Consider the following 24,888-nt stretch of genomic DNA (forward strand, 5'->3'; position numbering starts at 1 on the left):
ATCATGTTCGGCAGGCTGAAGGATTGGCGGCGTGTGGCGACCCGATACGACAGATGCCCGAAGGTCTTCCTCTCAGCCATCGCCCTCGCCGCACTCGTCATTTACTGGCTATGAGTCCTGACCCTAGTGCTTTCCGAGGCATCAACGCCGAGACACCCGGCAAGAAAGCTCGCTCCTGCATTTGGGAAACTGGTCCATTCTGAACCGTTGAACCAACAAGCCCCACCGGCAACTTGTTCGGGGCTTGCATTCACATCCAGGTGTACACCCGCAAATGGCGTGTCAGGTAAAAAGGGGCACCCGAACCCCGCACGTTTGATTCTGAATATGTGAATCCGCAAAGTCAGAGGGTCCGCACGCCAAGCCGAGGGCCGGGCCGCAGCAGGCCGCCGGAATAAGTATCAAAAACCATGATGTCTCAGCCCGGCCAAGCCCGGGCGCGTTGGCCGGGCGGCGGGCTTGGCTTTTATACGCTGCTATACGCTGGGTCGGCCGGTTTGACTGGCACCGGACACAACGCAACAGCGGCGCTTGGGAGCCGCGGTTACAGCTCCGCGGCCCAGGGCGGGTTGGCGCCGGGGCGGGAGACAGTCACTGCCGCAACCCGCGCGCCGTGCTCCAACGCCTGTTCGAGGGTTTCGGGCGGCAGGGCGGCGAGCGCGGGTTTGGTGAGCTGTCCCAGCCCGGAAAGTTTGGCCAGCACGCCTGCGTTGAAGGTGTCGCCCGCGCCGACGGTATCGGCAATCTCGGCCCGCACGGCGGGGACCCGGACCTTGGCCCCGCTTGCCAGATAACCGGTGGCGCCCTCGCCGCCACGGGTCAGGATCACCACGGAAGGCCCGCGTTCCAAGAGGGCGGCGGCCTTCTGCTGCAGGGAGAGAGGATCGGGCAGCAGCCAGTTCAGGTCCTCGTCGGAGACCTTCACAATATCTGCTTGCGCCAGCATCCGCTCCAGCCGGGCGCGGTAGCGGGCCTCGTCCGCGATGAAGCGGGGGCGGATGTTCGGGTCGAGCATCACCGCGCGGCCTGCGCCCTCGCGTTCCAAGAGCGCGGCGTAGGCATCGGCGCAGGGTTCGGAGGCGAGGCTGATACCGCCGAAGAACAGGGCCGAGACCTCGGTGGGCAACTCCGGCATCGCTGCGGGCTCCAGCATCCGCCCGGCCGAGTTTTCGTCAAAGAAGCTGTAGCTGGCGTGGCCGTCCACCAGCCGGACGAAAGCGAGGGTGGTGGGGCGGCTGGATTCGAGCACCAGCGCGGTGTCCACGTGGCTGGCCTCCAGCGCCTCAAGCAGCTGGCGGCCGAACATGTCGGTGGAAAGGCCGGTCAGCATCCCCGCCCGCGCCCCCAGGCGGCCGAGCGCGATGGCGGTGTTGAAGACCGCGCCGCCGGCATGGGGGACGAAGCCCTCGGGGCCTCGCACGGTCGGGGCAGGGATCATGTCGATGAGGGCTTCGCCGCAGCAGAGGATCATGGGGCGGGTTTCCTTTGGCTGTCTTGCGCCCCGTCCAGGGGCTGGTCCTGTGCAACATAGGCGCGCAGCGCGGCTTCGCAGCCCTGATCCCAGATCAGAGTGAGCCAGCGGGCGAATTCGGCGGCAAAGCCGTCATCCTCCGCCAGTGTCCCGTAGATGTGGCGCTGTTCCAGCCAGGCCTGAGGGCGCAGCCGGGCCGCCTGGGCGGCGGCGTGCAGGCTGTCCCATTGCGGGTCGTTGGGCTCGATCGCGCTGCCATCCATGCGCGTTCCTGCGCACATCCGGGCCCAAAGCGCCTCCACCAGGCTCAGCCCCGCCACCGGGCCGCCGGCCGCCAGCGCGTCGCGCAGGACCGGCAGCACGAAACCCGGGTGCCGCGACGCGCCGTCGAAAGCCACGCGCCGGGTGGTGTCGCGGATCGCGGGGTTGGAGAAGCGGCGTTCGATCAGCTGCACGTAGTCTTCGGCCGCCATCCCCGGCACCGCGTCCACATAGGGCGCGATCTCCTGCCGCTGGACCTTGCGGAACAGGCCGGAGAGCAGCGGGTGCGTGATGCAATCGGCGATGGTTTCCAGCCCCAGCAGCTCACCTGCGTTGGCCAGCACCTGGTGGCCTGCGTTGAGGATGCGGATCTTCATCGTCTCGTAGTCATGCACCGACGGCGTGAACACCGCTCCGGCATTGTCCCAGTCGGGCCGGCCGGCGCAGAAGTCATCCTCGATCACCCACTGGCGGTAGTTTTCATGGGTGACGGGGGCGGCATCGTCGATGCCCAGCTTGCGGGCAAGGGCGATTTCCTCCGGGCCGGTCGCGGGCACGATGCAGTCGACCATGGAGTCCGGGAAGCTGCAGTTGGCATCGATCCACTCTGCCAGCGCCGGGTCGGAGAGGCCCGCGAGCGAGACCACCGCCTGGCGGCTGATGCGGCCGTTGCCGCGCAGGTTGTCGCAGCTCTGCACGGTGAAGGGGCCGGATCCATCATCGCGGCGCAGCTTCAGCGCCGCCACGATGGCGCCAAAGACGGTGTCCGGATGGTCCGGGTTTTCCACGTCATGGTGGATGTCCGGGTGAGCGGCGTCCAGCCCGCCGGTTGCCGGGTCGAGGTAATAGCCGCCCTCGGTCACGGTGAGCGACACGATGCGGATCTCTGGATCGGCCATGGCGCGGATCAGCGCACCGTTGCCTGCCTCGATCGGCAGGTAGCCGGTCATCGCGCCGGTGACCTCGGCCGCCACGCCTTCGGGGGAAAGCTCGATCAGCGTGGTCAGGCAGTCCTGCGCCAGCAGCTTCTGCCGCATGGCGGCATCATAGGGCCGCACCCCGGCGCCGAGGATGGCCCAGTCCTGCGCCAGCCCCTGCTGCATCAGCCGGTGCAGATACCAGGCCTGATGCGCGCGGTGGAAGTTGCCGAGCCCGATGTGGATGATGCCGGGCGTCAGGGCGCGGCGGTCATAACTTGGGCCCGGGATGCCTGCGGGCAGGCTCTGCAACGCTGCCTCGCTCAGTTTTACGGGCGCGGGGTTTTCCGTGTGCCGTTCCATCAGCCCCTCCATTGTTCACCTGTCCTGCAGTCCGGTTCGCGCGGGCTCATGCGATCCGCAGTCCTTCGGCATCAAACTTGTGGATCACATCGGCCCGCGGGGTCATGAAGATGCGGTCGCCGTGGCGGAAGCTCACTTCGCCGCTGGCGCGCACGGTCATGGTTTCCGCCAGCCCGGTGCCGTGGACATGGAAGAAGGTGTCCGAGCCCAAGTGCTCCGAGACGCTGACCGTGCCCGACCAGACGCCGTCCTCGCCCGAGACGTCGATATGCTCGGGACGGATACCGATGGTGCGGGCGCCGTATTTGTCGGCCTCGGGGCCTTCGATGAAATTCATCTTGGGGGAGCCGATGAAGCCCGCCACGAACTTGTTGCGCGGCGTGTGGTAGAGCTCGAGCGGCGAGCCGACCTGTTCGATCACACCGGCATGAAGCACTACGATCTTGTCGGCCATGGTCATCGCTTCGACCTGGTCGTGGGTCACGTAGATCATCGTGGTCTCCAGCCGTTCGTGCAGCTCGGAGATTTCCAGTCGCATCCCCACCCGCAGTGCCGCGTCGAGGTTCGACAGCGGCTCGTCGAACAGGAAGGCGGAAGGTTCGCGCACGATGGCGCGGCCGATCGCCACCCGCTGGCGCTGGCCGCCCGAAAGCTGGCCGGGGCGGCGGTCCAGGTAATCGGTGAGGTTCAGCGCCCTGGCGGCGGCCTCGATGCGCCGGTCCTGCTCCTCGGTCGGGACCTTGGCCATGCGCATCGGGAAGGCGATGTTCTTGCGCACCGACATATGCGGGTAAAGCGCGTAGGACTGGAACACCATGGCGAGGCCGCGTTTGGCGGGGGGCACATGGGTGGCGTCCTGCTTGTCGATGCGGATCTGGCCCGAGCTTACGTCCTCCAGCCCGGCGATCAGCCGCAGCAGGGTGGATTTGCCGCAGCCCGAGGGGCCGACAAAGACGGTGAACTCGCCATCTTCGATGGTCAGGTCCAGGGGCGGGATGACTTGCACGTCGCCAAAGCTTTTGGAGACCTTGTCCAGAGTAATGCGTCCCATAAGCGTGTCTCCTTATTTCACGGCGCCGAAGGTGAGGCCGCTGACGAGTTGTTTCTGGCTGAACCAGCCGAGGATCAGGATCGGGGCGATGGCCATGGTGGAGGCCGCGCTCAGCTTGGCGTAGAACAGGCCTTCGGGGCTGGAATAGCTGGCGATGAAGGCGGTGAGCGGGGCTGCCTTGGCCGCAGTGAGGTTCAGCGTCCAGAAGGCTTCATTCCAGGCCAGGATCACGTTGAGCAGCAGCGTCGAGGCGATGCCGGGAATGGCCATCGGGGTGAGGATATAGAGCACTTCTTCGCGTAGGGTGGCGCCATCCATCCGCGCCGCTTCCAGGATCTCGCCCGGGATCTCCTTGAAGTAGGTGTAGAGCATCCACACGATGATCGGCAGGTTGATGAGCATCAGCACGATGACCAGGCCGGTGCGGGTGTCCAGCAGCCCCATCTTGATGAAGATCAGGTAGATCGGGTAGAGCACGCCAACCGCCGGCAGCATCTTGGTCGACAGCATCCAAAGGAGGATGTCCTTGGTCCGCTTCGTCGGCACAAAGGCCATCGACCAGGCGGCGGGCACCGCGATGATGATGCCGAGGATGGTGGAGCCGCCCGCGATGATGATCGAGTTCCACAGGAAGCGGCCGTAGTTGGAGCGCTCCTGCACGACGGCGTAGTTCTCCAGCGTCCAGTCGAAGAACAGGAAGATCGGCGGGTCGGCGATGGCCTGAGCCTCGGTCTTGAAGCTGGTCAGCGCGGTCCAGAGGATCGGGAAGAAGATCAGGAGGCCCACTCCCCATGCGACGGCGGTGTTGAGGGCTTTGCGGTGCGGTGTTGTTGCGCGTGCCATGAGAGCCTCCTTACGCGTCCAGGTTCTTGCCGACGATGCGCATCAGGAAGATGGCAACGATGTTGGCGAGGATGATGGCGTAGACCCCGCCGGCCGAGCCGAGCCCGACGTTCTGGCTCTCCAGCACGCGCTGGAAGATCAGGTAGGTGAGGGTGCGGGTGCCGAAGGCGCCTTGGGTGGTGACGAAGATCTCGGCAAAGATCGACAACAGGAAGATGGTCTGGATCAGCACCACCACGGTGATCGCCCGCGACAGGTGGGGCAGGGTGATGAAAGCAAAGCGCTTCACCGGCGGGGCGCCGTCCATCTCGGCGGCCTCCAGCTGTTCGCTGTCCAGCGACTGGATCGCGGTCAGAAGGATCAGCGTGGCGAAGGGCAGCCACTGCCAGCTGACGATCAGGATGATCGACTGGGTGGAGGCCTCGGTCAGCCAGACCAGCGGGTCGGCACCGAAGGCGCGCCACAGATGCGCCAGAAGGCCGTTCACCGGGTCCATAAAGACGTTCTTCCAGACCAGGGCGGACACGGTGGGCATCACGAAGAACGGCGCGATCACCAGGATGCGCACGATGCCGCGGCCCCACATCGGCTGATTGAGCAGCAGCGCCAGCAGCACCCCCAGCACCACGGTGATCACCAGCACACCGCCGACGATCACCAGCGTCGCCTGCACGCTGGGCCAGAAGGCGCTGGAAGAGACGAAGCGGACGTAGTTGTCAAAACCGACCCAGCCGAGGTCGCCGCCGCGCAGCGGCAGGTATTTCTTGAAGGAGAAATAAAGCGTCATGGTCAGCGGCACCAGCATCCAGCCCAGGAGCAGCACCACTGCGGGGGCCAGCATCAGCCGGGCGGCGGCGCGGGCGTGCCGGGAGCCGGCCCTGTGGTCTGCCGGGGCGGGCGGGGTTGCCGCTCCGGTTTCCGGCGCGGGTGTGGCCATACCGAGCCGGTCCGCGGGTTGGGAGTGTTGCGTTGCCATTGGGTGTTCCTCCTCCCTTGGCGGCAGAGGCCGCCTTGGACGATCATGCGCTTTTTGGGGTGCCGGGGCGGCGGCGTGCCGCCCGCCCCGGTCTTGAGCGAAAGCGTCAGCGGTAGCCGGCGGCTTCCATCGCTTCGTTGGTGATGGCCTGCGCCTTCTCAAGCGCCTCGTCGATCGACTGCTGGCCTGCGTAGGCGGCGGAGAATTCCTGGCTCACTTCGGTTGCGATGCCGGCAAACTCCGGAATGGCGACGAACTGGATGCCGACATAGGGCACCGGCTTCTCCGTCGGGTTCTCCGGGTCGGAGGCCTTGATCGACTCGAGCGTCATGCCTGCAAAGGGCACTTCCTGGTAGTTGGCGTTCTCGTAGAGCGAGATGCGCGCACCGGGCGGAACGTTGGCCCAGCCTTCCTTGGCCGCGACCAGCTCGATATACTCCTTCGAGGTCGCCCACTCGATGAACTCCTTGGCCACATCGGCCTTCTGGGTGCCCGCCGGAATCCCCAGCGCCCAGGCCCAGAGCCAGTTGGCGCGCTTGCTTACGCCGTCCTTGTTGGGCGCAAGCGCGAAGCCCACCTTGTCAGCGACCTGCGACTCATCGGAATTGGTCACGAAGGAAGCCGCCACGGTGGCGTCGATCCACATGCCGCACTTACCCTGCTGGAACAGCGACAGGTTTTCGTTGAAGCCGTTGGTGGCGTAGCCTGCCGGACCGTAGTCGTTCATCAGGCTGACGTAGAACTCCAGCGCCTCTTTCCACTCGGGCTGGTCGAACTGGGCGTTCCAGTCCTCGTCGAACCAGCGCGCGCCGAAGGAGTTGGCGGTCACGGTGATGAAGGCGCCGCCTTCACCCCAGCCGGCCTTGCCGCGCAGACAGATGCCGTTGATGTCGGCTTCCGGATCATCCATCGCTGCCGCAGCTTCGCGGATGAACTCCCAGGTTGGCGCATCGGGCATTTCCAGACCGGCCTTCTCCATCAGGTCGGTGCGGTACATGATCATCGAGCTTTCGCCATAGAAGGGCGCCGCGTAGAGCGTCCCGTCATGGCTCAGACCGGCGCGCATGGCGGGCAGGATGTCCTCGGCGTCGTATTCCTCCGACAGATCGTCGAGCGGGACAAGCCATCCGTTCGCCCCCCAGATCGGGGTTTCGTACATGCCGATCGTCATGATGTCGAACTGGCCGCCCTTGGTGGTGATGTCGGTGGTCACCCGCTGGCGCAGGACGTTCTCCTCCAGCGTCACCCATTCGACCTCATGGCCGGTCTTGGCGGTGAACTCATCGGTCAGACCCTGCATCCGGATCATGTCGCCGTTGTTCACGGTCGCGATGGTGATGGTTTCGGCAGATGCGCCGCCCGCCGCGATTAGCGAAAGAGCAGTGGCCGCATAAAGCGCCTTTTTAACAAACATCCTCTACCTCCCTGTTGAGATGTCTGCCGTAAGGGTAGCGCCGTGGCTCCGTTTGCGTCAATTTAAAAATTTACGCGCGTAAAGTTTTTACCTTTGCCGGAAGAAATCAGCACCTTAGGCAGAACCCCGCATCACCAGCCGCCCGTCAAACAGGGTTTCCTGCCGCGAATCGGCGGGGGTTCCGGCCTCGATCAGCGCCATCACGGTTTCCACGCTCTGCCGGGCGATGGATTCGTAATCCTGCGACACGGTGGTCAGGCCCGGGCAGGTGTAGCGCGAGAACGGGTGGTCATCGTGACCCGCCACGCGCAGCGCGCAGCCCGGGTCCAGCCCGACGCGCAGTCCGGCCTCATAAGCCGCTGACAAGACCCCGATCGCAAGGCGGTCGTTACTGCACAGGATCGTGTCTGTGGGCAGGTTCCGGTCGCGTACCACCCGGGTGGCCTCGCGGAAGCCGATCTCCTCGAACTCCCAGCCGTCGCCTTCGGCCTGGATCAGATGCGGCTTGTGCCCCAGCCGCTCCATCGCGGCGAGATAGGCGTTGCGCCGCTTGTGGGCGTTCGGATTGGTGGGTGCCTTCATCTCGAAAAAGGCGGGCGGCTCGCCCGTGCGGCAGAGGTAATCGACAATGAGACCAACGCTTTGGCTGTTGTCTGAGCCGACAAATCCGGCCCCTGCGTCCTCGATGCTGGCGTCGAACATCACCGCCGGCACTTCCTCGCAGAAGGCTTTGATGTAGTCCCGGTCGGAGGTCCGGCCAAGCGGCGCCAGCAGCACGCCTGCGGGTTTCAGGAGCCGCAGGTTTTCGAGGTTGGCGATCTCCTGCTCCGTGCTGCCATGCGAGCCCAGCAGCACGGGCCGGTAGCTTGTGCCCAGGATATGATCCTCGATGGTGCCCGCGATCTTGGCAAAGAACGGGTCGGCCAGATTGGGCACCACGATGCCGATTGTCTTGGTCAGCCGCCGGTTCTGGTTCATCGCATAGAGGTTCGGGCGGAAGTCGTAGCGCTCCAGCGCGGCTTCGATGCGCTGCCGGGTCGAGGCGCGGACGCTGTCCGGGTCGTTGAAGAATTTCGACAGTGTCGGGCGGGAAATCCCGCTGACCGCGGCAAATTCCTCCATATTCCTTATCTTCTTGCCGTCCATACCGCTGTCCGCCTTGCCTTCTGTCCGCAGGGCACTGCCGAGGCGGCGGTGCCGGAAGTCTGCCTGCAACCATAGTTGACGCGCGGAAAATTTTACAGCCCATTTCCAGTCCGGCCCGGAGCGGCCCGGGCAGCCCCGGTCAGCCGGTGCGGCAAAATGGCAGGGGCGGTTTGCCCGGCTGCTTGGAACCGGCGCCTGCTCTGGCCGGTTGTGTTCACAGGACCAGAGGGAGCGCCATGGCGGCCATTACCAAAGAGCGGACTAGTGGCCGCGGCGGCAAGGGCGGCGCTGTCACCTATCAGCCGACCGGCGTGATCTGCTTGATCCAGCCGTGGGATTTCCCGCTCCGCCGGCCGGCACGTGTGCTGGCGGCCGACCTGATCGCGGGTAATGGCTGCACCCTGAAACCTGCCGGCACCTGCACCGGATCGGACCTGCAGCTGCGCGGACTGTGTATCGAGCCGGGGCTGCCCGTGGACCTGGTCCAGGTGATCCTGATCGGCCACGACGTGAGCGACATGCTGATGGGGCACTCCAAGGTGCGCGGCGTCACCATGACCGGCAGCGATGCCGCCGACCGCCACATCGACGCCACCGCCGCGAAGGCGCTGATAAAGACGGTGCTGGAGCTGGGCTCCAAGGACGCCTATCCGGTGCCGGAGGATGGCGGCTTCGAAACAGCCGTGAAATACTCGGTGACGGGTCGGCTCTACAACAACGGCGAGACCTGCGTGCCGGCCAAGTGCCTCATCGTCACGGATATGGCCTATGACGCCTTCACCGCGGCGTTCGTGGATCAGAGGCAAGAGATCCGCATGGGCGACCCGATGAAGAAGGACAGCCAGCCCGGCCCGCTCTCCAGCCAGGAGCAGTTCGGCACCGTGAAGAAACTGGTGGAGAAAAGTGCCGGACTCGGGGCCAAGATGCTCTGCGGCGATGAAGTGCCCACGGGCGGGGGCGCCAATTATCCGGCCGCCGTTCTTGCCGGGCTGAAACCCGGGATGCCCGCTTGTGATGACCAGATGCTCGGCACCGTCGTCTCGACTATCCGGGCCAAGGACGATGCAGACGCGATGCGGCTTGCCAATGAGAGCCGCTGTGGCCTGGGCGCCGGTATCTTCCCGCAGGACGGGCAACGGGCCTTGGAACTTGGGCGGCGTCACCTCGGCACCGGCATGATCCGCGTCAACTCCTTCGGGGCGGCGGACCCGAACATGCCCCTCGGCGGCGTCAAGGACTCGGGCTGCGGCCGCGAGCCCGGCGGCTTTGGCATGAGAAATTCGTAAACATAAAGGCGATCTATCTCCCATGATTACTCTGCACGCACTGAAATACTCCCGCGCAACCCGCGTTCTGTGGCTGCTGGCCGATCTGGACCAGCCCTGCGAGCGCATCGACTACGAGCGCACCGCCGAATTCCGCGCGCCGGAGGCGCTGTCCGGGGTGCACCCCCTCGGCAAGTCGCCGGTGATCGAGGACGGGGGGCAGATGATCGCCGAATCCGCGTCGATCCTGCGCTACCTGGCGGCCAAGTTCGGCGATACCAGCCACCAGCCGGAGGCCGGGACGGAGGCATTCTGGCGCCACGAGTCGCTGCTGGATTACGTCGAGTCCTCCTTTGCCGAGGCGGCACTGCCGGTGATCCTGCCCGCTTTCCGCGGCAAGGCGGCGCCGGAGCAGGCGAGAGCGGCGCTGAACAAGCACCTGAGTTACATCAGCGGCGAGCTGGGCGAGGGGCCGATGCTGTTTGGCAGCCAGCTGATGCTGGCGGATATCCAGATGTCTTACCTGCTGGCGCTGCTGGATCATTTCGGACTGATGGGCGGGCATCCCAAGGTCGCGGCCTATTGGCGGGCGCTGCAGCAGCAGCCCGGATACATCGCCGCGGCCGAGGCCGCAGGCCCGATGGCCCCGCCGAATTAACCCGGTGCGGGGCACCGCGCCGCGCCTGAAAACGAGATGATCGTGAGCCTGAAAGTTCTCGTCGCCGGGGCCGTGGCGACCGGACGCTTGGACGGCCAGGCGTTAAACCTGCAGCCGCTCTGACCCGCGCGCGGCCCTGATACAGGCCCTGACATGCTGCGCATTGTGCTTTCGCCCCGGCTGGCTCATGATCGCGGCCGAAGGGCGGGCCGGGCCCGCGGGGAGGGACAAGACATGACCATCGGCGAGACATTCCGCGCGCTGCATCAGCGGGGCAACCCCTTTATCCTGGCCAACGCTTGGGACGCGGGCAGCGCCAAGGTCCTGGCGGCGCTGGGCGCTCAGGCGATCGGCAGCACGTCGAGCGGCCATGCCTTCACGCTGGGGCGGCCCGACATGGGCCATGTCACCCGGGACGAGGCGCTGGCCCATGCGCAGGACTTGGTTGCGGCGACGCCGCTGCCGGTCTCGGGCGATTTCGAAAACGGCTATGGCGATGCGCCCGGGACCGTGGCCGAAACGGTGCGGCTGGCAGCGGAGGCGGGGCTTGCGGGCTGTTCGATCGAGGACACCGACATGGCTGATGGCGGCGCCTATGGCTTTGATCTGGCGGTGGAGCGCATCCGCGCCGCCGCCGCTGCCGCCCGCGCGCTGCCGCAGGATTTCGTGCTGGTGGCGCGGGCCGATGGCATCATGAACGGCGTCTACGATATCGAAGAGGCGCTGCGGCGCCTGCGCGCCTTCGATGCAGCCGGAGCGGACTGCCTCTATGTGCCGCTGCCGGCTGCGATGGCGGATCTGCAACGGGTTTGCGAAGCCACCGAAAAGCCGGTGAACGTGCTGGCGGCAGGTCCTTACGCCGGTGTACCGCGGGCGGAGTTTGCGCGGACCGGGGCGGCGCGGATCTCGCTCGGCTCGGCGCTGGCGCGGCTCACCCAGACGACGCTGATCGAGGCCGCCCGCGGCATTCTGGGGGAGGGCGATTTCTCCCGCCTGCTTGACGCGATGCCCGGAAGCGAAGTGGACAAGCTGCTGCTGGGCGGGCCGGGCAGCGCCGCGGACTAAGAGCGGGCAGAGGAGGGGGCGCCTCCGCCTGTCGGTGCCCCGTGGCCTGGCGGTCCGGCCGGGCTCAGAAATCCTGCCAGAGATCCTTTGCCGCATTGCCTTCCAGCGCTGCCTTGGCGGGTTTGGGCGGCTGCGCGTCCGCGTGCCAGCCGCGGCCATGGGCCGAGGCGGCCTGCGGCGCCGCGGCTTGCGGGGGCGCAGCGGACGGCGCCTGGGCAGGGGCTGCGGCCTTGGCGGCGGCGCCGGGACCGAGGTTGAAGTGTGAGACGAGTTCGGCCAGCTTCGACGCATCCGAGTTCAGCATGTGGCCGGCCGCGGTGGCCTCTTCGACCATGGCAGCGTTCTGCTGGGTCACCTCGTCGAGCTGGCTGACACCGGTGTTAATCTCGGCCAGGCCAGTGGACTGTTCCGCCGCGCCCTCGGCGATACCCGAGACCAGCCCGGCGATATGGCTCACCCGGCTGACGATCCCGCTCAGCGCCTCGCCGGTCTTGCCGACAAGGTCGACGCCGCGCGCCACGTGTTTCGAACTGTCGCCGATCAGCGTCTTGATCTCCATCGCCGCATCCGACGAGCGCTGTGCGAGCGCGCGGACTTCGCTTGCGACCACGGCAAAGCCCTTGCCCGCTTCGCCCGCGCGCGCGGCCTCGACACCTGCATTCAGGGCAAGCAGGTTGGTCTGGAAGGCGATGTCGTCGATCACGCTGATGATCTGCGAGATATGCGTGGAGGACTGTTCGATCTCGGTCATTGCGGCCACCGCGTCGCGGACCACGCCGCTGCTGGCCTCGGCCTCGCTGCGGGCTTCGCCCATGGTGCTTTCCACCGAGCGCGCGCCTTCGGCGGCGGATTTGACGCTGGCGGTCAGCTCATCGAGCGCCGCGGCGGTTTCCTCCAGCGTTGCGGCCTGGGTTTCGGTGCGGCGCGACAGGTCATCGGAGGACTGGCTGATCTCGCCCGCGCCGCTGCGGATGCTGCTCGCGGCCTCGATCACCTGTGCGATGGTGCTGTGCAGCGTCTTGACGGTCATGTTGAAGTCGTGCCGCAGCTGTTCGTGGCCGGCCGGGAAGGGCGCCTTGATCGGCTGCGAGAAGTCGCCGCCCGCGAGGCGCACCAGCCCCGCGCTGAGGCTTGCAACCACCGCCTCCTGTTCCTGCTGCTGCTGGGCGCGCTTCTCCTCCGCGGCGCGGCCCTCTCGCAGGTCGTCCTGCAGGCTCACCAGGGTCTTGCCGATCTTGCCGATTTCGTCGCCGCGCCGGGCCTCGGCCACTTCGGTGTCGAAATTGCCGCCCGAGACCGCCTCCATGCTGTTGCAGATGCCATCGAGCGGCCGGGTGATCGAGCGGGCAAAGAGCCAGCCGAAGACCGACAGCAGCGCCGCTCCAGCAAGCGAGATCAGGATCTGGATGTTGCGGTCGCGCGCCACCGGCGCCAGCAGCTCGGCGCGGTCCTGCTCGATTGCGATGGCCCAGGTGGTGTTGAGCATCGGTACCGGTGCGGCATAAGCCGCCACGCTCTGGCCGCTGAGGCCGGTGGTTTCGGCAAAGAATCCCGCGGTTCCGTCCAGCGCCGCCGCGATATGGGGGCCGCCGGGCAGGGTTTCGAGCGCCGCATGGCCGCCGCCGAAGCGCGAGTTGGAGCGCGCCCGCAGGTCCTGACCGATCAGGTAGACCTCGGCGGTCTCGCCGATGCCCTTGGCGTCGTTCATGATGGTGTTCATCATGTCCACCGGCACCCGCAGCACCAGCACGCCCGCGGTGGAACCGGCATCCGTGCCCACCTTGGTGGCCACAAAGGCGGCCGGCGCGCCGCCGTCAGCCGCATAAGGCGCAATGTCGGAGAACAGCACCGCGCCGTCCTCGGCTTCCAGCGCGGCCTGGAACAGTTTTGCGGCGTCGCTGTCCTTGTAGGGCCCGCTCACCAGGTTGGTGCCGTATTCGTCGCGCTTGAAGACGGTGTAGATCACCTCTCCCGGCACGCTCACGAGGAAGGCGTCGGTATAGCCCTTGGCGGTCAGCAGGGTGCGGAAGGAATGGTGGAATTTCGAATGGTGGATGTTGTAGGGGATCGTCTTCTGGCCGCGGTCCAGCAGGTGCCGTTCGCCCGGCGGGTGCGGGTTGGCGGTGATGAAGGTCTCGCGCATCTGGCTGCCCGCATCGGCGCCCAGGCTGCCCCAGGCGGCCGAGAGGCGCTGCAGCGCGGTGGCAGTGGAGGGCGTGCCGGCCAGCGTCCGCAGGTCGGCGTTGATCGCGCCGATCAGCGTCTCCAGCGCGGTCTTGCGGCTGGTCACCATCGCCTCGAACTGTTCGTTCGCCTGTTTGATGGCCCGGTTCTGAAAATTCACCGTGCTGGTCACCACCATGAAGGCGGTGATCAGAATGCCGAAGCCGACCACGAAGAGCGGCAGCTTGTAGGCGATCTTCAGAGATGAAAGTGCTTTCATGTCGTCCTCCCCTGCCGCGCGAGCCGGAGGGCTGCGCGGAATCTCGGCAGGCAGAAGACAGCGCAGGCGTTAATTTACCGCTAAGCGCCGCATTTGGAGGAAATTGCTGCGGTTTCCGCCGCACGGGGGGCTCCACCGGGTTCCGGTTTGGCCAGGGTGCAAGCGGCTTCGTGCTGGCTCAGGAACACCTCACCGGTCAGATCCTCCAGGAAATGGCTGCGCTTCAGCCGGTCCATCACCGGGCCTTTCACCTCGCTCAGATGCAGCCGGATGCCCGCTTCCCGCAGGCGGGTGTTGATTGTCTCCAGCGATTCGAGCGCCGAGAGGTCGATCTCGTTCACGGCCGGGAACATCAGCACCACGTCGGTCAGTTCGGGCTTGGCGGCGGCATAAGCGGCAAGCTGGTCCTCCAGGTAGCGGGCGTTCGGGAAGTAGAGGCTTTCGTCCACTCTCAGCGACAGCACATGCGGCTGGGTTTCCACCCGATGGCGCAGCACGTTGCGGAAATGCTCAGTGCCGGGCACGCGGCCGACCACCGCCATATGCGGGCGCGAGGTCTTGTAGAGATGCACGAGGATCGACGTCAGCACACCAGCCGACACACCGGCCTCCACCCCGGCCAGCAGGGTGAGCGCGATGGTGATGGCGACGGCGGCAAAGTCGGCGCGGCTGAAGGCCCAGGCGCGTTTCAGGATTGAAAAGTCGACCAGGCTCAGCACTGCGGTGATGATAGTCGCGGCAAGCACCGCCTTCGGCAAGTAGTGGATCAGCGGTGTGAGGTACAGCGCGGCCAGCGCCAGCCCAAGCGCGGTGAAGGCGCCCGCGGCGGGGGTCTCGGCGCCGGCATCATGGTTCACCACCGAGCGGGAGAAGCCGCCCGTGACAGGGAAGCCGCCGCTGAAAGCCGCGCCGAGGTTTGCTGCGCCAAGCCCGATCAGCTCCTGATCGGGGTCGATGCGCTGGCGCTTTTTTGCGGCAAGTGTCTGCGCGACGGAGATGCTTTCGACAAAGCCGATGATGGAGATCAGCAGCGCGGGAAGCGCCAGCTGCGAAATCAGCGCTGGTGAGAAGGACGGGAGGGTCAGCGGAGGCAGGCTTTGCGGCACGTCGCCGACGATGGCAACGCCGCGCGCCTCCAGCCCGAAAGCCCGCACCGCAAGCGTCGCGGCAGCAATGGCAAGCACCGGCCCGGCCTTGGCGCCCAGATCAGCGAGCCGCGGGCCGAGCCCGATCCGGCGCAAAAGCGGTTTCAGCCCGCCGCGCACCCAAAACAGGAAGGCGGTTGCCGAAACACCGATAAGCAGCGTGATGACATTCGTGCTGCCGAGGTTCTCCGACAGGCCCGCAAGGATCTCCGGCAGCGTGTGGCCGCCGCCTTCCACGCCAAGGATGTGGCGCAGCTGGCTGGCGGCGATCAGCAAGCCGCTGGCGGTGATGAAGCCCGCGATCACGGGGTGCGACAGGAAGTTGGCCAGAAACCCAAGCCGCAGAAGCCCCAGCGCCAGAAGCATTGCTCCCGAGAGCCCCGCCAGCGTCAGCGCCGCCGCTGCGTATCCTGCCGTGCCGCTCTGCGCCGCCTCACCCACGGCAGCCGCGGTCATAAGTGACACCACGGCCACCGGTCCCACCGCCAGCGAGCGCGAGGTGCCGAAGACCGCATAAAGCAGGATCGGCACGATCGAGGCATAGATCCCGGCCTCGGGCGGCAGACCGGCCAGCAGCGCATAGGCCAGGGACTGCGGGATCAGCATGATAGTCACGATCACCGCCGCCACCGCATCGCCGGTGAATTCAGCGCGGCCATAGCGGCGGCCCCAGTCGAGGATGGGCAGGTATTGCGTCAGCGGGCGCAGGGACATCGCGGGAACCGTTTTAAGGGGATGGGGCGGTGCGCCCGTTCAGCGGAAGCGGTTGGCGGGCAGTTTCAGGTAATGGTGGCCGTCATCCTCGGCCTTGGGCAGGCGGCCGCCGCGCAAGTTCACCTGAAGCGCGGCCAGGATGCGGTCGGGCAGCGCCAAGGTCGCATCGCGCTCCTGCCGGCGCTTGATATAGTCCTCCCGCGTGGTGCCCTCCTTCACATGTTTGTTCTCCGCCTTGTGTTCGGCCACGGTCGCCTCCCACCTCGGCTCGTCCCGCCCCGGCGCGCCGTAGTCGTGGCCGATGAAAAGGCGGGTCTCCGGGGGCAGGGACAGGATGGCCTGGATCGTCTCCCACAGCTCGCCCGTGTCGCCCCCCGGGAAGTCTGACCGCGAGGTGCCCACGTCCGGCTGCATCAGCGTGTCGTGCACGAAAGCCGCATCGCCGCAGACATAGGTGATCGAACCAAGCGTATGGCCCGGCGACAGCATGACCCTGACGCCGAGGTTGCCGATCTCGAAAGTCTCGCCCTCCTGGAACAGACGGTCGAAGTCGCGCTTGGGGTCGAAGGCATTCGGCAGGTTGTAGAGGTCCGCCCAGATTTTGGCGATCTCCTGCACCAGCGCGCCGATGGCATTGGGCGCGCCGGTGCGCTCCTTCAGCTGCGCCGAGGCCATCACGTGGTCGGCATGCGGATGGGTGTCGAGCACCCAGACCACCTCCAGCCCGTTTTCCTCGACCAGGCCCAGCACCTGCTCCAGACTCTCGGTAGAGAACGTGCCGCTGCGGTGGTCGAAATTCCACACCACGTCGATCAGCGCCGCCTTTTTCGTCTCCGGGTCGGCGCAGATGTACTGGATCGAGCCGGTATCGGGTTCGTAGATGCCCCAGACATCGGGGCTGCCCGGGCCGGTGGCGGGGGAAAAGCGCACGACAGGGGTTTCCAGGGGATCGCTCATTGGGCTGCTCCTTTCGAAAACAGGGTGGGGAGGTTGCCTGCATTGCGGGCAAGCCACATGCCCGCAAGCATGAAGGGCACAAAGATCAGCGTGCCGGTGGCGCCAATCGGCAGCGCGGTGAGCGCCGGGCCGGGGCAGAAGCCGCCGAGCCCCCAGCCGACACCGAACAGTGCTGCGCCAGTGAGGAGTTTGGGGTCGGTGCGGGTGGGGATGCGGAACTCATTGTCGAACAGCGGCTTTTGCAGGCGGTTGGTCAGCAGTGCGAAGCCCGGTGCGGTGACCGCAATGGCGCCGCCCATTACGAAGGCGAGCGAGGGGTCCCACGAGCCGAAGAGATCGAGGAAGTTCAGAACCTTGGCCGGGTTTGCCATACCCGAGAGAATGAGGCCGAGGCCGAAGATCAGGCCGGAGAGAAGCGCAAAAATCTGTTTCACGTCAGCCTCCGAACCCGTGACGGACGACCAGCACGGTCACAAACGCCGTCGCCATGAAGGTGACTGTCGCCAGGATCGACCGCATCGAGCCGCGGGAGATGCCGCAAACGCCATGGCCCGAGGTGCAGCCGCTGCCGAAGACCGCGCCAAAGCCCACCAGGAGCCCGGCCGCTGCCATCAGGAGCGGGCTGGAGGGCACCCATTGCTGCGGCCAGCCGCCGGAGGCGAGCGCCCAGAGCGGTGCCGCCAGCAACAGCCCCAGCACGAACATCGCCGAGACGCCGCGCGCCTCGCCATCGGTGGACCGCGCGAAGATGCGCGAGGTAAGACCGCTGATCCCGGCGATGCGGCCATTGGTGGCCATCAAGAGCACCGCGGAGACGCCAATCAGCGCGCCGCCCGCGAGCGAGGCCAAGGGGGTGAACTCAGTTTCCATGTCAGCACTCCGTATTCAGGCAGACAACGCCGCCGTGCTTTCCATCGTTCCATGCTATGCATATATTCCTATTTTCGCATATTCAATAGGGCTAATATGCGGGAAGCTGAAGATATTCAGGCCGGCGATTTCCTCGACGGAGACATCACGGGCGCTGCGGCGCTGATGGGCATGCTGGCGTCGGAGGCGCGGCTTCAGATCCTGTGCCGCCTGGCGGGCGGGCGGGAGCGTTCGGGGGGGGAACTGGCGCGGCTCTGCGCGATGCCGCAGCCCTCCATGTCGCAGCAGCTGAAGCGGCTGAAGGGGGCCGGACTGGCGGCGGCCCGGCGCGACGGGCAGACCATCTACTGCCGGGTCAACAGCCCCGAGGCGGCGGCTGTGCTGGAGACGCTGCACCGGCTCTATTGCGCGCGCTGAGAGCAGGCGAGGGGGCTTGGCCGGGCAGGTGACAGGCAAGCCCCGGTGCCTGCGTCCTCTGCGGCGGCCTGTTCCTCCGTCTCCGTTGCTGGCGCCGCCTCTGCGTCGCTCTCCCGGGTCTCCGGTGACACGTTCAGCACCGCCGTGCGCATGGTGATCTCGACGCTGTCCCAGCAGCCCTCCATGCAGGCCTCGCCGCGAACGCGGGGAGCTCGGTTTGCGCCCGAACGTCGGGCTTGAAGCCGCCTTCGTTCGGCAGGGTGACGTCTGCGAAACTCTCCCGCGGCAGTTCGAAATCGTCGTCCGCCACGTTGTTGAGATAGAGCAGTCAGGCGGCGACCGCATAGACTTCGTCCGGCTCCGGCGACTGCGCACCGCCAAAGGGCATGGTGCGGTTGACGTAATCCCAGACGGTGGAGAGATACGGCCAGCAGGAGCCGATGGTCTTGACCGGATCCTTGGGGTCGAGCGGGTCCGGGGCGCCCGCCAGCACCGTTCAGCACCGGCCAGCGCCCGGCCGCCGCGCCGAAATCGACGTGGCAGGAAGCGCATTTGGCGGCAAAGACCTCCTCCTTGGTCAAGACATCGCCCGCGCCCGGCGGCAGGCCAGTGCCATCCGCGGCGGCGGTATTTGCGGCACTGGCGGGCAGGACGCTTGCCGCCAGTACCTGAAACAGTGCCAGCGCCGGGGCGGGGCCAAGGGCTGTTGGGCTCGCAACCCCAAGATACGCCGGCATTTTCCGCCTCACACCGTGCGTAGACATGCCAGGTCTGGAGGCCGTTGTTGCGGCAGAACGAATTCTCGCCGCTGCTCTTGCAGAGCCTGCTTCGTATGCTGCACGTAACCGGTGGAATCATGCACACGGCTTTGCAAGAGCAGCGGTTTGACGTCCCAGCCGAACTCGAAATAGAACCGGTGCATGGTCTTGCCCAAGCGCGGCCCCGGCATCCGGGCCTGATGCCAATTGGTGCCAGCCTTACATCGATGCCGGGCACTTCGGCGGCTATCTTGCGGTCGGCGCCAAAACCATTGTGGGACAGCACCACGACCACCTCGGCACCGGCATCGCGGGCCTGCCGCACCACCGCCGCCGTCCGCGCCTGGCGCACGCCGAGGCTGAGACCGGGGAATATCCAGGACGGGTTGGCAATCGGCAGATAGGGGAAGGTCTGGCCGATCACCCCGACTTTTGCGCCGCCGCGTTCGAACATCTTCATCGGCCCTTAGGCCGGCTCGTCCCAGATGGCGTCGAAGATGCTGGCGCCGGGGAAGGCGGGGTCAAGCTCCTTCTCGATGATCTCGTTCACGCGGCCGATGCCGGGGGTGAATGCCTAATGCGAGGTCATCGCCTCGGTTCCGTGCGCATCGAGCAGGCGCACCATGCCGACACCTTCGCTGCGCGACGCGGGCAGGGAGCCCGCCAGGTGTCGCCGCCATCGAACAGGATCGCATCGGGACGCTCGGCCCGGATCGCCTTCACCACCGTGGCAGTGCGGTCAAGGCCGCCGATCTTGCCGCAGGCCCTCCCAAGCGCCACAAAGTCTTCATAGGTCAGCACTTAGTCCGGCGCCGACCCGTCCTCGATCCCGTTAGCTTTCGGAAGCTGGCGCCGGTTACATGCGGCACCTTGCCCTGCGCGGCACCAACGCCGAGGTCGATCTCCGGCTCGCAGAATCACAGCGGCTGGGGCTGGGCGTGAGTGCCGGTGATATGGGTCAGCGTCAGCGCGCCCTTGCCGCCGCCGCCGATCAGACCCTCCTGGGTGAGCCTTTGCCGGGCTGCAAGCCGCGACCGGATGCCAATGCCCGAAGCGCCCCCGTAGGGCGGAGGCGGCACGGCCCGCCAGAAGGAAATGGCGGCGGGAAATGATGGCCGGTTGCCTTGTATCGGCGGCATCGCCGGTGAAGGCACCGCCTGCCCGAATAAATCAGGAGCACCTGCCTCCGGTTCGACGGGCTGGCCGGTGAGGGATGTCCGATGGCGTCATAATCTCCGCAGGCGGCGCTTTGCGGCGCCACCACGTGAGCCTCGGCGGCCGCGCCTGCCAGCGCCAGCGCGCAGGCGAAAGGTCAGTTGTCGCGACATGTGTCCTCCCTAAAAAGCGTTGTCCTCCGCAGGGATGCTAGCAGGGGAGAATTGTTTCAGGCGATAACACATTTGATTTTGTGAGTACGATGGGTGGAGACCTGTCCCGCCTGCACCCGGCGCCCGCTTCAGTACCGGCATTTCCCTGTGCAAACGGGCTCCTAAAGGGCCCTGGCGCTTGCATGCGTTACATTGCAATACTACCATATGAGAAAGCCGAGCCGCCCATCGGCGCCGCATCCCCGGGAGGCCTATTGCCCGAATTGCATCACGGCTCGCAGGCGCCGCGCTTGCCCTGACCTTTGCCGCGCCCGCCTTCCGGCTGGCCGAAGACGGTATCGGGACCGGCCGTATCGAGAGCTGCCCGGGCGAGGCCTTCCTCCGGAGGCTGCTGCAGAAGCTGCTGGCCGGACACGCGGCCCCGGTTCCGGCGCCGCTGGGCTGAGACCGCATGGCGCACCCGGATTGCAATAGACAAATGGCCGGCGTAGACCCGGGCCACAGATCAGGCGGTGGCTGTCCGCCCTACCGGAGAATGTGCAGATGGCGCTGCCCAAGATCACCGAGAAAATGAGCGACGAGGACCGCGACCTGATGATGCGCAACGCGCGCGCGGCCGCGGATTTCCTCAAGGCGCTGGGCCATGAGGGCCGGCTGATGATCCTGTGCCACCTGGTCTCGGGCGAGAAATCGGTGACCGAACTGGAGCAGCTGCTGTCGGCGCGCCAGGCGGCGGTCTCGCAGCAGCTGGCGCGGCTGCGGCTGGAGGGGCTGGTGACCCCGCGCCGCGAGGGCAAGGTGATCTACTACAGTCTGGCCGACGAGCGGCCGCGCCGGATCATGGAGCTGATCTACGACCTGTTCTGCCAGCCGGACTGACGGTGCTGCGCCGGGGAGGGCGCGGGTGCGGGCGAGGGAGGACGGCAAGATGCTGGAATGGCTGGAGGAACCCGTGATCGCGGCCCTGATCGGGCTCGCCAGCGGCGCGGTGCTGGGGCTGTCGGCGCGGCCGGGCGGCTTCTGCACTACGTTGTTGCACATACCGCTGAAGGGGGGCCACTGTGCGAATCCTGGCAGTTAAGTCAGGCACGTACCGAAGCCTTCTCCGCCCGCTGCCGCACGGCCAACTGGTTCGACGAGAACGCCGCGCCGCGCAATAGAGGCGCGTTGTCCGTCTGGTTCGGCCCTGACATGGTCTGGCATGCCGCGACGTGCGGCAAGTGGGGAGGCCCCGAGACTTTTTCCGATGCCGCAATCCAGGCATGTCTTACGGTGATGTGCTATCCGGTCTGCCGCTGCGCCGGACGGCCGGACTGGCCGAGAGCCTGATCCGGATGGCGGCGGCCCGGCTGGCCGGTGCCGGATTTTTCGACGGTGTGCCGGCGCCAGGCGCGGATCGCTGTGCAGATCCCGTATCGCGCCTCCGCGCAGCCGCGGAACCTCCTGATCCCCTCTCGTGACATCACTGCGTGATGCACTGCCGGTCAGCGGACAGCAACGGCGCCAAGTTGCGTGGCGATGGTGGGAGGCTGGTCCGCCAGCATGCCGGACACCGCGATCGAACTGCTCTCCCGCCCAAGCATTGCCGAGGGTCAGCCGGTGGATCTTGTCTTTCCGTCCTCAGGCGGCGGCCCTCTCTGCAACTGGGACCGGACACAGGACACGATCAATCGCGCCGGCGGAACACCTGGATGGCACCGCCACGTCCTCCGGCGGACCACGGCGGCCATTCTTGGGCAGCTGGGGGTAAAGCCAGCCGTCATCAACACCCTCTTGTGCCATCTGAACCGGCTTTGCTGCATAAATCCGCCTTGGGATTCACTGCGTGAATCCAGCCTGATAGCTGGAAGCCATGAGCAGTTGGGCCCCTGCGAAGCACAAGACCGCGAACTGGCCGTCTTACCATGACGCGCTGGAACAGCGCGGATTGCTGCCAATCTGGTTTGACCCGGAGATGATCCGGGTGCCGCGGCCGGGCGGCAGGCGTGGACGCCAGTGCCAGGTCAGCGGCGCCGCGATCCAGACCTGCCTGACGATGAAGGTGCTGTTTGGTATGCCGTTGAGGCAGGCGGCGGGTTTCGTCCGGAGCCTTTTGCGGTTGGCCGGGTTGGACTGGGCTGTCCCGGATTTCAGCCCGCTGTGCCGCCGTCAGTAGACCTTGGACGTGAGCCTGCCCTATCGCGGCGGCACTGGCCCGGTGACCCTCCGCATCGGCAGCACCGGTATCAAGGCCGAAGGCGAAGGCGAAGGGGAATGGACCGCAGGCAAGCGCGGCGGCCCGAAACGCCGCATCTGGCGTGAGATGCACATAGGCACAGACGCGGAAACGCCGGAAGTGCGCGCCGCCGAGGTCACCGCCAGCACCGCCGGTGTTGCCCCCGTGCTACCCGGACTGCTGAACCAGCTCCCGTCCGATCAGGACATTGGACCGGTCACCGCCGATGGCCTGCGGCACGCGCAAATGCCTTGACGCGATCGCGGCCCGCGGCGCTCATGCCGTCCTCCCGCCGCGCAAGAACGGCAAGTCCTGAAAATCCGCAAGTGCCGGCGCCATCGCCGGGAACGGGGCGGTCCATGCCTCGCGACACCTCGGCGGCGCCCTCTGGCGGCGATGGAGCGGATACCATCGCCGGAGCCGTGTTGAGAGCAAGATGAACTGTATCAAGCTGCTTGGCCAATCCCCGATGGCCGGAGACTTCGGCCGGCAGGCCGCGGAAATCCAAGTCCGCGCCGCCGTCCTGAACCGGCACACAGCTCTTGGCATCCCTGTCACCGGGGCCGTAGGATAAGTCCGTCCGGGGAAAGGGGAAGTCTCCCCATCACCGTAACTGCGCAACAAAGCCCCTTGAAAGCATCGTGCCGGTCTCGGTCAAATCGGCGGTCGGGGCGCTGTAAATCCGGCGCAGGCCGGCGGCCACGGCCTTGCGGTCCTTCCAGGAGCAGAAATTCAGGGCATGGCGCGCCAGATGCACTGGGCAGGTTTGGACCACGGCATCCGGGAAGGCGGCGGTGATGGCCTCGGGAAAGCCCTTCAGCCGTCCACGACGGCGGTCAGGACGTCCTCGACGCCCCGGTTTTTCAGCTCGTTCATCACCGGGAGGCAGAATTTGGCGCGCTCGTCCCCGGCGCTCCACAGGCCCAGAACCTCACGGCTCCCATTACGGGTGACGCCGGGAGCGGCGCAGAGGGCCTTGCGCCTGACGGTCCGGCTGTTGGCATCACGGATCTTCACCCGCAGCGCGCTGAAGACCCCGATGGGATTCCTTCGGTTCAGGGCGCGGCTCTGCCATTCCCTGACTTCGTCCAGCGCCGCACCGGTGACGCGGCTGATCCAGCCGGGCGGGACCTTCAGACCGTAGAGATCAAGCAGATGGGCATTCGCCATTGTGCTTGAACCAATGGCGCATTGCCCCGCACCGTCAGACCGGCGGTGTATGCGAACGAGAGATCGGTCCATGTCTCGACAACCCAAAACACATCAGGCCGTATCGGGGAAAAATTCTCCGCATCTCGCCGGCAGCTACAAGAGGTTGCTGTGGCCGACCCGCATGCGGATCATCGGATGCGTGGAGCCGGGCGCTTGGCAGCAGCCGCGCGATTTCGCCACCCCGGCGCCGCCCCGGAATGGTTTCCGCAATGCGGAAATCAGCCATATGGAAGGAAGTCGCCGAAAACATTGGGAAAAGTGGTAGCGGAGGAGGGACTTGAACCCCCGACACGCGGATTATGATTCCGCTGCTCTAACCAACTGAGCTACTCCGCCGCTCGCTGTGTGGAGGCGATTTACGGAATGGGCGCGGCAGGGTCAAGCGGGAAAAGCCGCCGCGGGGCGGATTTTGGCGGATTTTTTTGGGGCCCCGTGGAAAACCGAGCCGTGTCAAGGGATTGGCCGCGCCGGGGGCGGCCGTTGCTCGAAGGGGCGGGCGCGGGAGCGCGGCTTGAGTGCCACGGCAGATGTGCTGCCTGCAAGCGGGGCGGTCAGTCCCGGGTGTCGTCCAGAGTAGTGAGGGCCGGGCGCGGCAGCTCGTCGAGAAGGCGGAACACCCGCTCGCGGCAGCTCTCGCCGCACCAGCCGGGCGGGTGGAAGTCCGGCGGCAGGTCGGGGTGGCGCAGCACCACCCGGCGCCAGCGGTGCACGATCAGGGTGCGCAGGGTACCTGTCTGGGCGGCAGTCAGCCCGGGCGGCGGCAGCGGCGTCTGCTCCAGCGCGTCCTGCAGGCTGGCGCAGGCCGCGGCCAGATCTTGGGGGAACAGCCGCGCCTTCAGCCAGCCGGGCACCGAGATGCGGCTCACCTCCGCTGCCAGCAAGTCGTCGAGGCTGCGCGGCATGCTGCCGTGCCCCAGCGCGGTGTTGCGGTTCACCGCGATGTAGTTCGGCAGCAGCAGCAGCTCCTCCAGGGTGGCCTGCCCGGCGCTGTCCTCGGCGATCAGCAGGTGCCAGTCGCGGGGAGCTGCGGCCTTGCGCTCGTAGATGCGGGGGGTGACGGCGGCAGACTGGCTGCGGCCGTAGCGGGTGAGGTAATGCACCGAGGCGCGGCCTGCGCGCGCGCTTTCGATCCAGCCGTCCTTGCGCAACCGGTGCAGGGCGACGCGGATCGCCTCGGGCTTGATGCCCATCGGGGTGATGATGCGGGTGAGCGCGCTGCCGCTGATGCGGCTGCCCTTCTCTTGCGCGAGATCGCCGAACAGCGAGACGATCACCGACCAGACCCGCTGGTTCTGCGGATCGTTCAGCCGCTGCACGGCATTGTCAAACCAGAGGTTTTGCGCGTTGTTCATAGGTAAAACAATAGGCCGCCCAGGCGGGATAGACCAGCCCGGGCGGC

General features: G+C 66.5%; 25 protein-coding genes, 1 tRNA gene and 4 pseudogenes. 10 read left to right on the forward strand and 20 right to left on the reverse strand.

The features are described 5' to 3' along the window. Nucleotides 1–114 (forward strand): annotated as a pseudogene (locus ACOHX0_RS15675) (IS5/IS1182 family transposase); the annotation flags it as partial. Nucleotides 115–544: 430 nt separating this feature from the next. On the opposite strand, the gene ACOHX0_RS15680 reads toward ACOHX0_RS15675, so the two are convergent. The 7 genes from ACOHX0_RS15680 to ACOHX0_RS15710 form a co-directional block, all read right to left on the reverse strand. Continuing rightward, nucleotides 545–1,471, reverse strand: coding sequence for a carbohydrate kinase family protein (locus ACOHX0_RS15680; RefSeq protein WP_420678013.1), 927 nt, complete (start codon nucleotides 1,469–1,471; stop codon nucleotides 545–547). Beyond that, nucleotides 1,468–3,012 (reverse strand): mannitol dehydrogenase family protein, encoded by a 1,545-nt coding sequence (locus ACOHX0_RS15685; protein WP_420678015.1) that lies wholly within the window; start codon nucleotides 3,010–3,012, stop codon nucleotides 1,468–1,470. The genes ACOHX0_RS15680 and ACOHX0_RS15685 overlap by 4 nt, the downstream gene beginning before the upstream one ends. 46 nt (nucleotides 3,013–3,058) lie before the next feature. After that, on the reverse strand, nucleotides 3,059–4,063 hold the full coding sequence (locus tag ACOHX0_RS15690; RefSeq protein ID WP_420678016.1) for an ABC transporter ATP-binding protein: 1,005 nt from the start codon (nucleotides 4,061–4,063) through the stop codon (nucleotides 3,059–3,061). A 12-nt stretch (nucleotides 4,064–4,075) separates the two neighbouring features. After that, nucleotides 4,076–4,906 (reverse strand): carbohydrate ABC transporter permease, encoded by an 831-nt coding sequence (locus ACOHX0_RS15695; RefSeq protein WP_420678017.1) that lies wholly within the window; start codon nucleotides 4,904–4,906, stop codon nucleotides 4,076–4,078. A 10-nt stretch (nucleotides 4,907–4,916) separates the two neighbouring features. Then, nucleotides 4,917–5,747, reverse strand: a complete 831-nt coding sequence (locus ACOHX0_RS15700) for a carbohydrate ABC transporter permease (RefSeq protein ID WP_420678160.1) — start codon at nucleotides 5,745–5,747, stop codon at nucleotides 4,917–4,919. 241 nt (nucleotides 5,748–5,988) lie between these two features. Next, nucleotides 5,989–7,296, reverse strand: a complete 1,308-nt coding sequence (locus tag ACOHX0_RS15705; RefSeq protein WP_420678019.1) for an ABC transporter substrate-binding protein — start codon at nucleotides 7,294–7,296, stop codon at nucleotides 5,989–5,991. 114 nt (nucleotides 7,297–7,410) lie between these two features. Continuing rightward, the gene (locus tag ACOHX0_RS15710) at nucleotides 7,411–8,442 is read right to left on the reverse strand and encodes a LacI family DNA-binding transcriptional regulator (RefSeq protein WP_420678020.1); all 1,032 of its coding nucleotides are present in this window, start codon (nucleotides 8,440–8,442) and stop codon (nucleotides 7,411–7,413) included. A 236-nt stretch (nucleotides 8,443–8,678) separates the two neighbouring features. Between ACOHX0_RS15710 and ACOHX0_RS15715 the strand changes: the two genes are divergently transcribed. The 3 genes from ACOHX0_RS15715 (at nucleotide 8,679) to ACOHX0_RS15725 (ending at nucleotide 11,430) form a co-directional block, all read left to right on the forward strand. Continuing rightward, on the forward strand, nucleotides 8,679–9,728 hold the full coding sequence (locus ACOHX0_RS15715; protein WP_420678022.1) for an aldehyde dehydrogenase family protein: 1,050 nt from the start codon (nucleotides 8,679–8,681) through the stop codon (nucleotides 9,726–9,728). A 22-nt stretch (nucleotides 9,729–9,750) separates the two neighbouring features. Then, on the forward strand, nucleotides 9,751–10,365 hold the full coding sequence (locus ACOHX0_RS15720) for a glutathione S-transferase family protein (RefSeq protein ID WP_420678024.1): 615 nt from the start codon (nucleotides 9,751–9,753) through the stop codon (nucleotides 10,363–10,365). A 234-nt stretch (nucleotides 10,366–10,599) separates the two neighbouring features. Continuing rightward, the gene (locus ACOHX0_RS15725; RefSeq protein WP_420678025.1) at nucleotides 10,600–11,430 is read left to right on the forward strand and encodes an isocitrate lyase/PEP mutase family protein; all 831 of its coding nucleotides are present in this window, start codon (nucleotides 10,600–10,602) and stop codon (nucleotides 11,428–11,430) included. 64 nt (nucleotides 11,431–11,494) lie between these two features. On the opposite strand, the gene ACOHX0_RS15730 is transcribed toward ACOHX0_RS15725, so the two are convergent. From ACOHX0_RS15730 to ACOHX0_RS15750, 5 genes are all read right to left on the reverse strand, one after another. After that, nucleotides 11,495–13,873 carry a methyl-accepting chemotaxis protein gene (locus tag ACOHX0_RS15730; protein WP_420678027.1) on the reverse strand — a complete coding sequence of 793 codons (2,379 nt, stop codon included), beginning with the start codon at nucleotides 13,871–13,873 and terminating at the stop codon, nucleotides 11,495–11,497. An 80-nt stretch (nucleotides 13,874–13,953) separates the two neighbouring features. Then, nucleotides 13,954–15,732 (reverse strand): SulP family inorganic anion transporter, encoded by a 1,779-nt coding sequence (locus tag ACOHX0_RS15735; protein ID WP_420678028.1) that lies wholly within the window; start codon nucleotides 15,730–15,732, stop codon nucleotides 13,954–13,956. Between the two features lie 39 nt (nucleotides 15,733–15,771). Then, on the reverse strand, nucleotides 15,772–16,689 hold the full coding sequence (locus ACOHX0_RS15740; protein WP_420678030.1) for an MBL fold metallo-hydrolase: 918 nt from the start codon (nucleotides 16,687–16,689) through the stop codon (nucleotides 15,772–15,774). Then, complete coding sequence (locus ACOHX0_RS15745) at nucleotides 16,686–17,123, reverse strand: DUF6691 family protein (RefSeq protein ID WP_420678031.1); 438 nt, start codon at nucleotides 17,121–17,123, stop codon at nucleotides 16,686–16,688. Before ACOHX0_RS15745 ends, ACOHX0_RS15740 begins: the two co-directional genes overlap by 4 nt. Before the next feature lies 1 nt (nucleotide 17,124). Next, nucleotides 17,125–17,559 (reverse strand): YeeE/YedE family protein, encoded by a 435-nt coding sequence (locus tag ACOHX0_RS15750; RefSeq protein ID WP_420678032.1) that lies wholly within the window; start codon nucleotides 17,557–17,559, stop codon nucleotides 17,125–17,127. A gap of 96 nt (nucleotides 17,560–17,655) precedes the next feature. On the opposite strand from ACOHX0_RS15750, the gene ACOHX0_RS15755 reads away from it, so the two are divergent. After that, nucleotides 17,656–17,976: an ArsR/SmtB family transcription factor gene (locus tag ACOHX0_RS15755; RefSeq protein ID WP_420678033.1), complete on the forward strand. Its 321-nt coding sequence runs from the start codon at nucleotides 17,656–17,658 to the stop codon at nucleotides 17,974–17,976. Here ACOHX0_RS15755 and ACOHX0_RS15760 read toward each other — a convergent pair. The 5 genes from ACOHX0_RS15760 to ACOHX0_RS15780 form a co-directional block, all read right to left on the reverse strand. After that, nucleotides 17,961–18,161, reverse strand: coding sequence for a hypothetical protein (locus ACOHX0_RS15760; RefSeq protein WP_420678034.1), 201 nt, complete (start codon nucleotides 18,159–18,161; stop codon nucleotides 17,961–17,963). The two genes, ACOHX0_RS15755 and ACOHX0_RS15760, sit on opposite strands and share 16 nt — an antisense overlap. A gap of 143 nt (nucleotides 18,162–18,304) precedes the next feature. Beyond that, complete coding sequence (locus ACOHX0_RS15765; RefSeq protein ID WP_420678035.1) at nucleotides 18,305–18,469, reverse strand: hypothetical protein; 165 nt, start codon at nucleotides 18,467–18,469, stop codon at nucleotides 18,305–18,307. 252 nt (nucleotides 18,470–18,721) lie between these two features. After that, entirely contained in the window at nucleotides 18,722–18,910 is a 189-nt protein-coding gene (locus tag ACOHX0_RS15770) for a hypothetical protein (protein WP_420678038.1), read from the reverse strand. Between the two features lie 409 nt (nucleotides 18,911–19,319). Beyond that, nucleotides 19,320–19,535 (reverse strand): hypothetical protein, encoded by a 216-nt coding sequence (locus ACOHX0_RS15775; RefSeq protein WP_420678040.1) that lies wholly within the window; start codon nucleotides 19,533–19,535, stop codon nucleotides 19,320–19,322. A 116-nt stretch (nucleotides 19,536–19,651) separates the two neighbouring features. Further along, entirely contained in the window at nucleotides 19,652–19,813 is a 162-nt protein-coding gene (locus tag ACOHX0_RS15780; RefSeq protein WP_420678041.1) for a hypothetical protein, read from the reverse strand. 792 nt (nucleotides 19,814–20,605) lie between these two features. Between ACOHX0_RS15780 and ACOHX0_RS15785 the strand changes: the two genes are divergently transcribed. The 4 genes and pseudogenes from ACOHX0_RS15785 (at nucleotide 20,606) to ACOHX0_RS15800 (ending at nucleotide 22,851) form a co-directional block, all read left to right on the forward strand. Further along, nucleotides 20,606–20,941: an ArsR/SmtB family transcription factor gene (locus ACOHX0_RS15785; RefSeq protein WP_420678042.1), complete on the forward strand. Its 336-nt coding sequence runs from the start codon at nucleotides 20,606–20,608 to the stop codon at nucleotides 20,939–20,941. Between the two features lie 49 nt (nucleotides 20,942–20,990). Beyond that, the gene (locus tag ACOHX0_RS15790) at nucleotides 20,991–21,143 is read left to right on the forward strand and encodes a hypothetical protein (RefSeq protein ID WP_420678044.1); all 153 of its coding nucleotides are present in this window, start codon (nucleotides 20,991–20,993) and stop codon (nucleotides 21,141–21,143) included. Between the two features lie 110 nt (nucleotides 21,144–21,253). Then, nucleotides 21,254–21,535, forward strand: a pseudogene (locus ACOHX0_RS15795) (transposase). Nucleotides 21,536–21,914: 379 nt separating this feature from the next. Next, nucleotides 21,915–22,851 (forward strand): annotated as a pseudogene (locus tag ACOHX0_RS15800) (IS5 family transposase). Between the two features lie 75 nt (nucleotides 22,852–22,926). Here the strand turns inward: ACOHX0_RS15800 and ACOHX0_RS15805 are convergent. Next, nucleotides 22,927–23,435: pseudogene (locus tag ACOHX0_RS15805) on the reverse strand (IS256 family transposase); the annotation flags it as partial. Nucleotides 23,436–23,517: 82 nt separating this feature from the next. On the opposite strand from ACOHX0_RS15805, the gene ACOHX0_RS15810 reads away from it, so the two are divergent. Next, nucleotides 23,518–23,754 (forward strand): hypothetical protein, encoded by a 237-nt coding sequence (locus tag ACOHX0_RS15810; protein WP_420678046.1) that lies wholly within the window; start codon nucleotides 23,518–23,520, stop codon nucleotides 23,752–23,754. On the opposite strand, the gene ACOHX0_RS15815 is transcribed toward ACOHX0_RS15810, so the two are convergent. Together ACOHX0_RS15815 and ACOHX0_RS15820 are read right to left on the reverse strand one after the other, a co-directional pair. Further along, nucleotides 23,749–23,825 (reverse strand) — tRNA-Met (locus ACOHX0_RS15815). The two genes, ACOHX0_RS15810 and ACOHX0_RS15815, sit on opposite strands and share 6 nt — an antisense overlap. 215 nt (nucleotides 23,826–24,040) lie before the next feature. Further along, nucleotides 24,041–24,841, reverse strand: coding sequence for a PaaX family transcriptional regulator C-terminal domain-containing protein (locus ACOHX0_RS15820; RefSeq protein WP_420678048.1), 801 nt, complete (start codon nucleotides 24,839–24,841; stop codon nucleotides 24,041–24,043). Between the last annotated feature and the right edge of the window lie 47 nt (nucleotides 24,842–24,888).

The organism is Cribrihabitans pelagius, from assembly GCF_048820915.1.
Lineage (GTDB): Bacteria > Pseudomonadota > Alphaproteobacteria > Rhodobacterales > Rhodobacteraceae > Cribrihabitans_A > Cribrihabitans_A pelagius.

Coding starts and splice junctions, on each gene's coding strand:
- ACOHX0_RS15680 (WP_420678013.1), bottom strand. CDS start 1,471: ATGATCCTCTGCTGCGGCGAAGCCCTCATCGACATGATCCCTGCCCCG.
- ACOHX0_RS15685 (WP_420678015.1), bottom strand. CDS start 3,012: ATGGAACGGCACACGGAAAACCCCGCGCCCGTAAAACTGAGCGAGGCA.
- ACOHX0_RS15690 (WP_420678016.1), bottom strand. CDS start 4,063: ATGGGACGCATTACTCTGGACAAGGTCTCCAAAAGCTTTGGCGACGTG.
- ACOHX0_RS15695 (WP_420678017.1), bottom strand. CDS start 4,906: ATGGCACGCGCAACAACACCGCACCGCAAAGCCCTCAACACCGCCGTC.
- ACOHX0_RS15700 (WP_420678160.1), bottom strand. CDS start 5,747: ATGCTGGCCCCCGCAGTGGTGCTGCTCCTGGGCTGGATGCTGGTGCCG.
- ACOHX0_RS15705 (WP_420678019.1), bottom strand. CDS start 7,296: ATGTTTGTTAAAAAGGCGCTTTATGCGGCCACTGCTCTTTCGCTAATC.
- ACOHX0_RS15710 (WP_420678020.1), bottom strand. CDS start 8,442: ATGGACGGCAAGAAGATAAGGAATATGGAGGAATTTGCCGCGGTCAGC.
- ACOHX0_RS15715 (WP_420678022.1), top strand. CDS start 8,679: ATGGCGGCCATTACCAAAGAGCGGACTAGTGGCCGCGGCGGCAAGGGC.
- ACOHX0_RS15720 (WP_420678024.1), top strand. CDS start 9,751: ATGATTACTCTGCACGCACTGAAATACTCCCGCGCAACCCGCGTTCTG.
- ACOHX0_RS15725 (WP_420678025.1), top strand. CDS start 10,600: ATGACCATCGGCGAGACATTCCGCGCGCTGCATCAGCGGGGCAACCCC.
- ACOHX0_RS15730 (WP_420678027.1), bottom strand. CDS start 13,873: ATGAAAGCACTTTCATCTCTGAAGATCGCCTACAAGCTGCCGCTCTTC.
- ACOHX0_RS15735 (WP_420678028.1), bottom strand. CDS start 15,732: ATGTCCCTGCGCCCGCTGACGCAATACCTGCCCATCCTCGACTGGGGC.
- ACOHX0_RS15740 (WP_420678030.1), bottom strand. CDS start 16,689: ATGAGCGATCCCCTGGAAACCCCTGTCGTGCGCTTTTCCCCCGCCACC.
- ACOHX0_RS15750 (WP_420678032.1), bottom strand. CDS start 17,559: ATGGAAACTGAGTTCACCCCCTTGGCCTCGCTCGCGGGCGGCGCGCTG.
- ACOHX0_RS15755 (WP_420678033.1), top strand. CDS start 17,656: ATGCGGGAAGCTGAAGATATTCAGGCCGGCGATTTCCTCGACGGAGAC.
- ACOHX0_RS15760 (WP_420678034.1), bottom strand. CDS start 18,161: ATGGAGGGCTGCTGGGACAGCGTCGAGATCACCATGCGCACGGCGGTG.
- ACOHX0_RS15785 (WP_420678042.1), top strand. CDS start 20,606: ATGGCGCTGCCCAAGATCACCGAGAAAATGAGCGACGAGGACCGCGAC.
- ACOHX0_RS15790 (WP_420678044.1), top strand. CDS start 20,991: ATGCTGGAATGGCTGGAGGAACCCGTGATCGCGGCCCTGATCGGGCTC.
- ACOHX0_RS15810 (WP_420678046.1), top strand. CDS start 23,518: ATGTCTCGACAACCCAAAACACATCAGGCCGTATCGGGGAAAAATTCT.
- ACOHX0_RS15820 (WP_420678048.1), bottom strand. CDS start 24,841: ATGAACAACGCGCAAAACCTCTGGTTTGACAATGCCGTGCAGCGGCTG.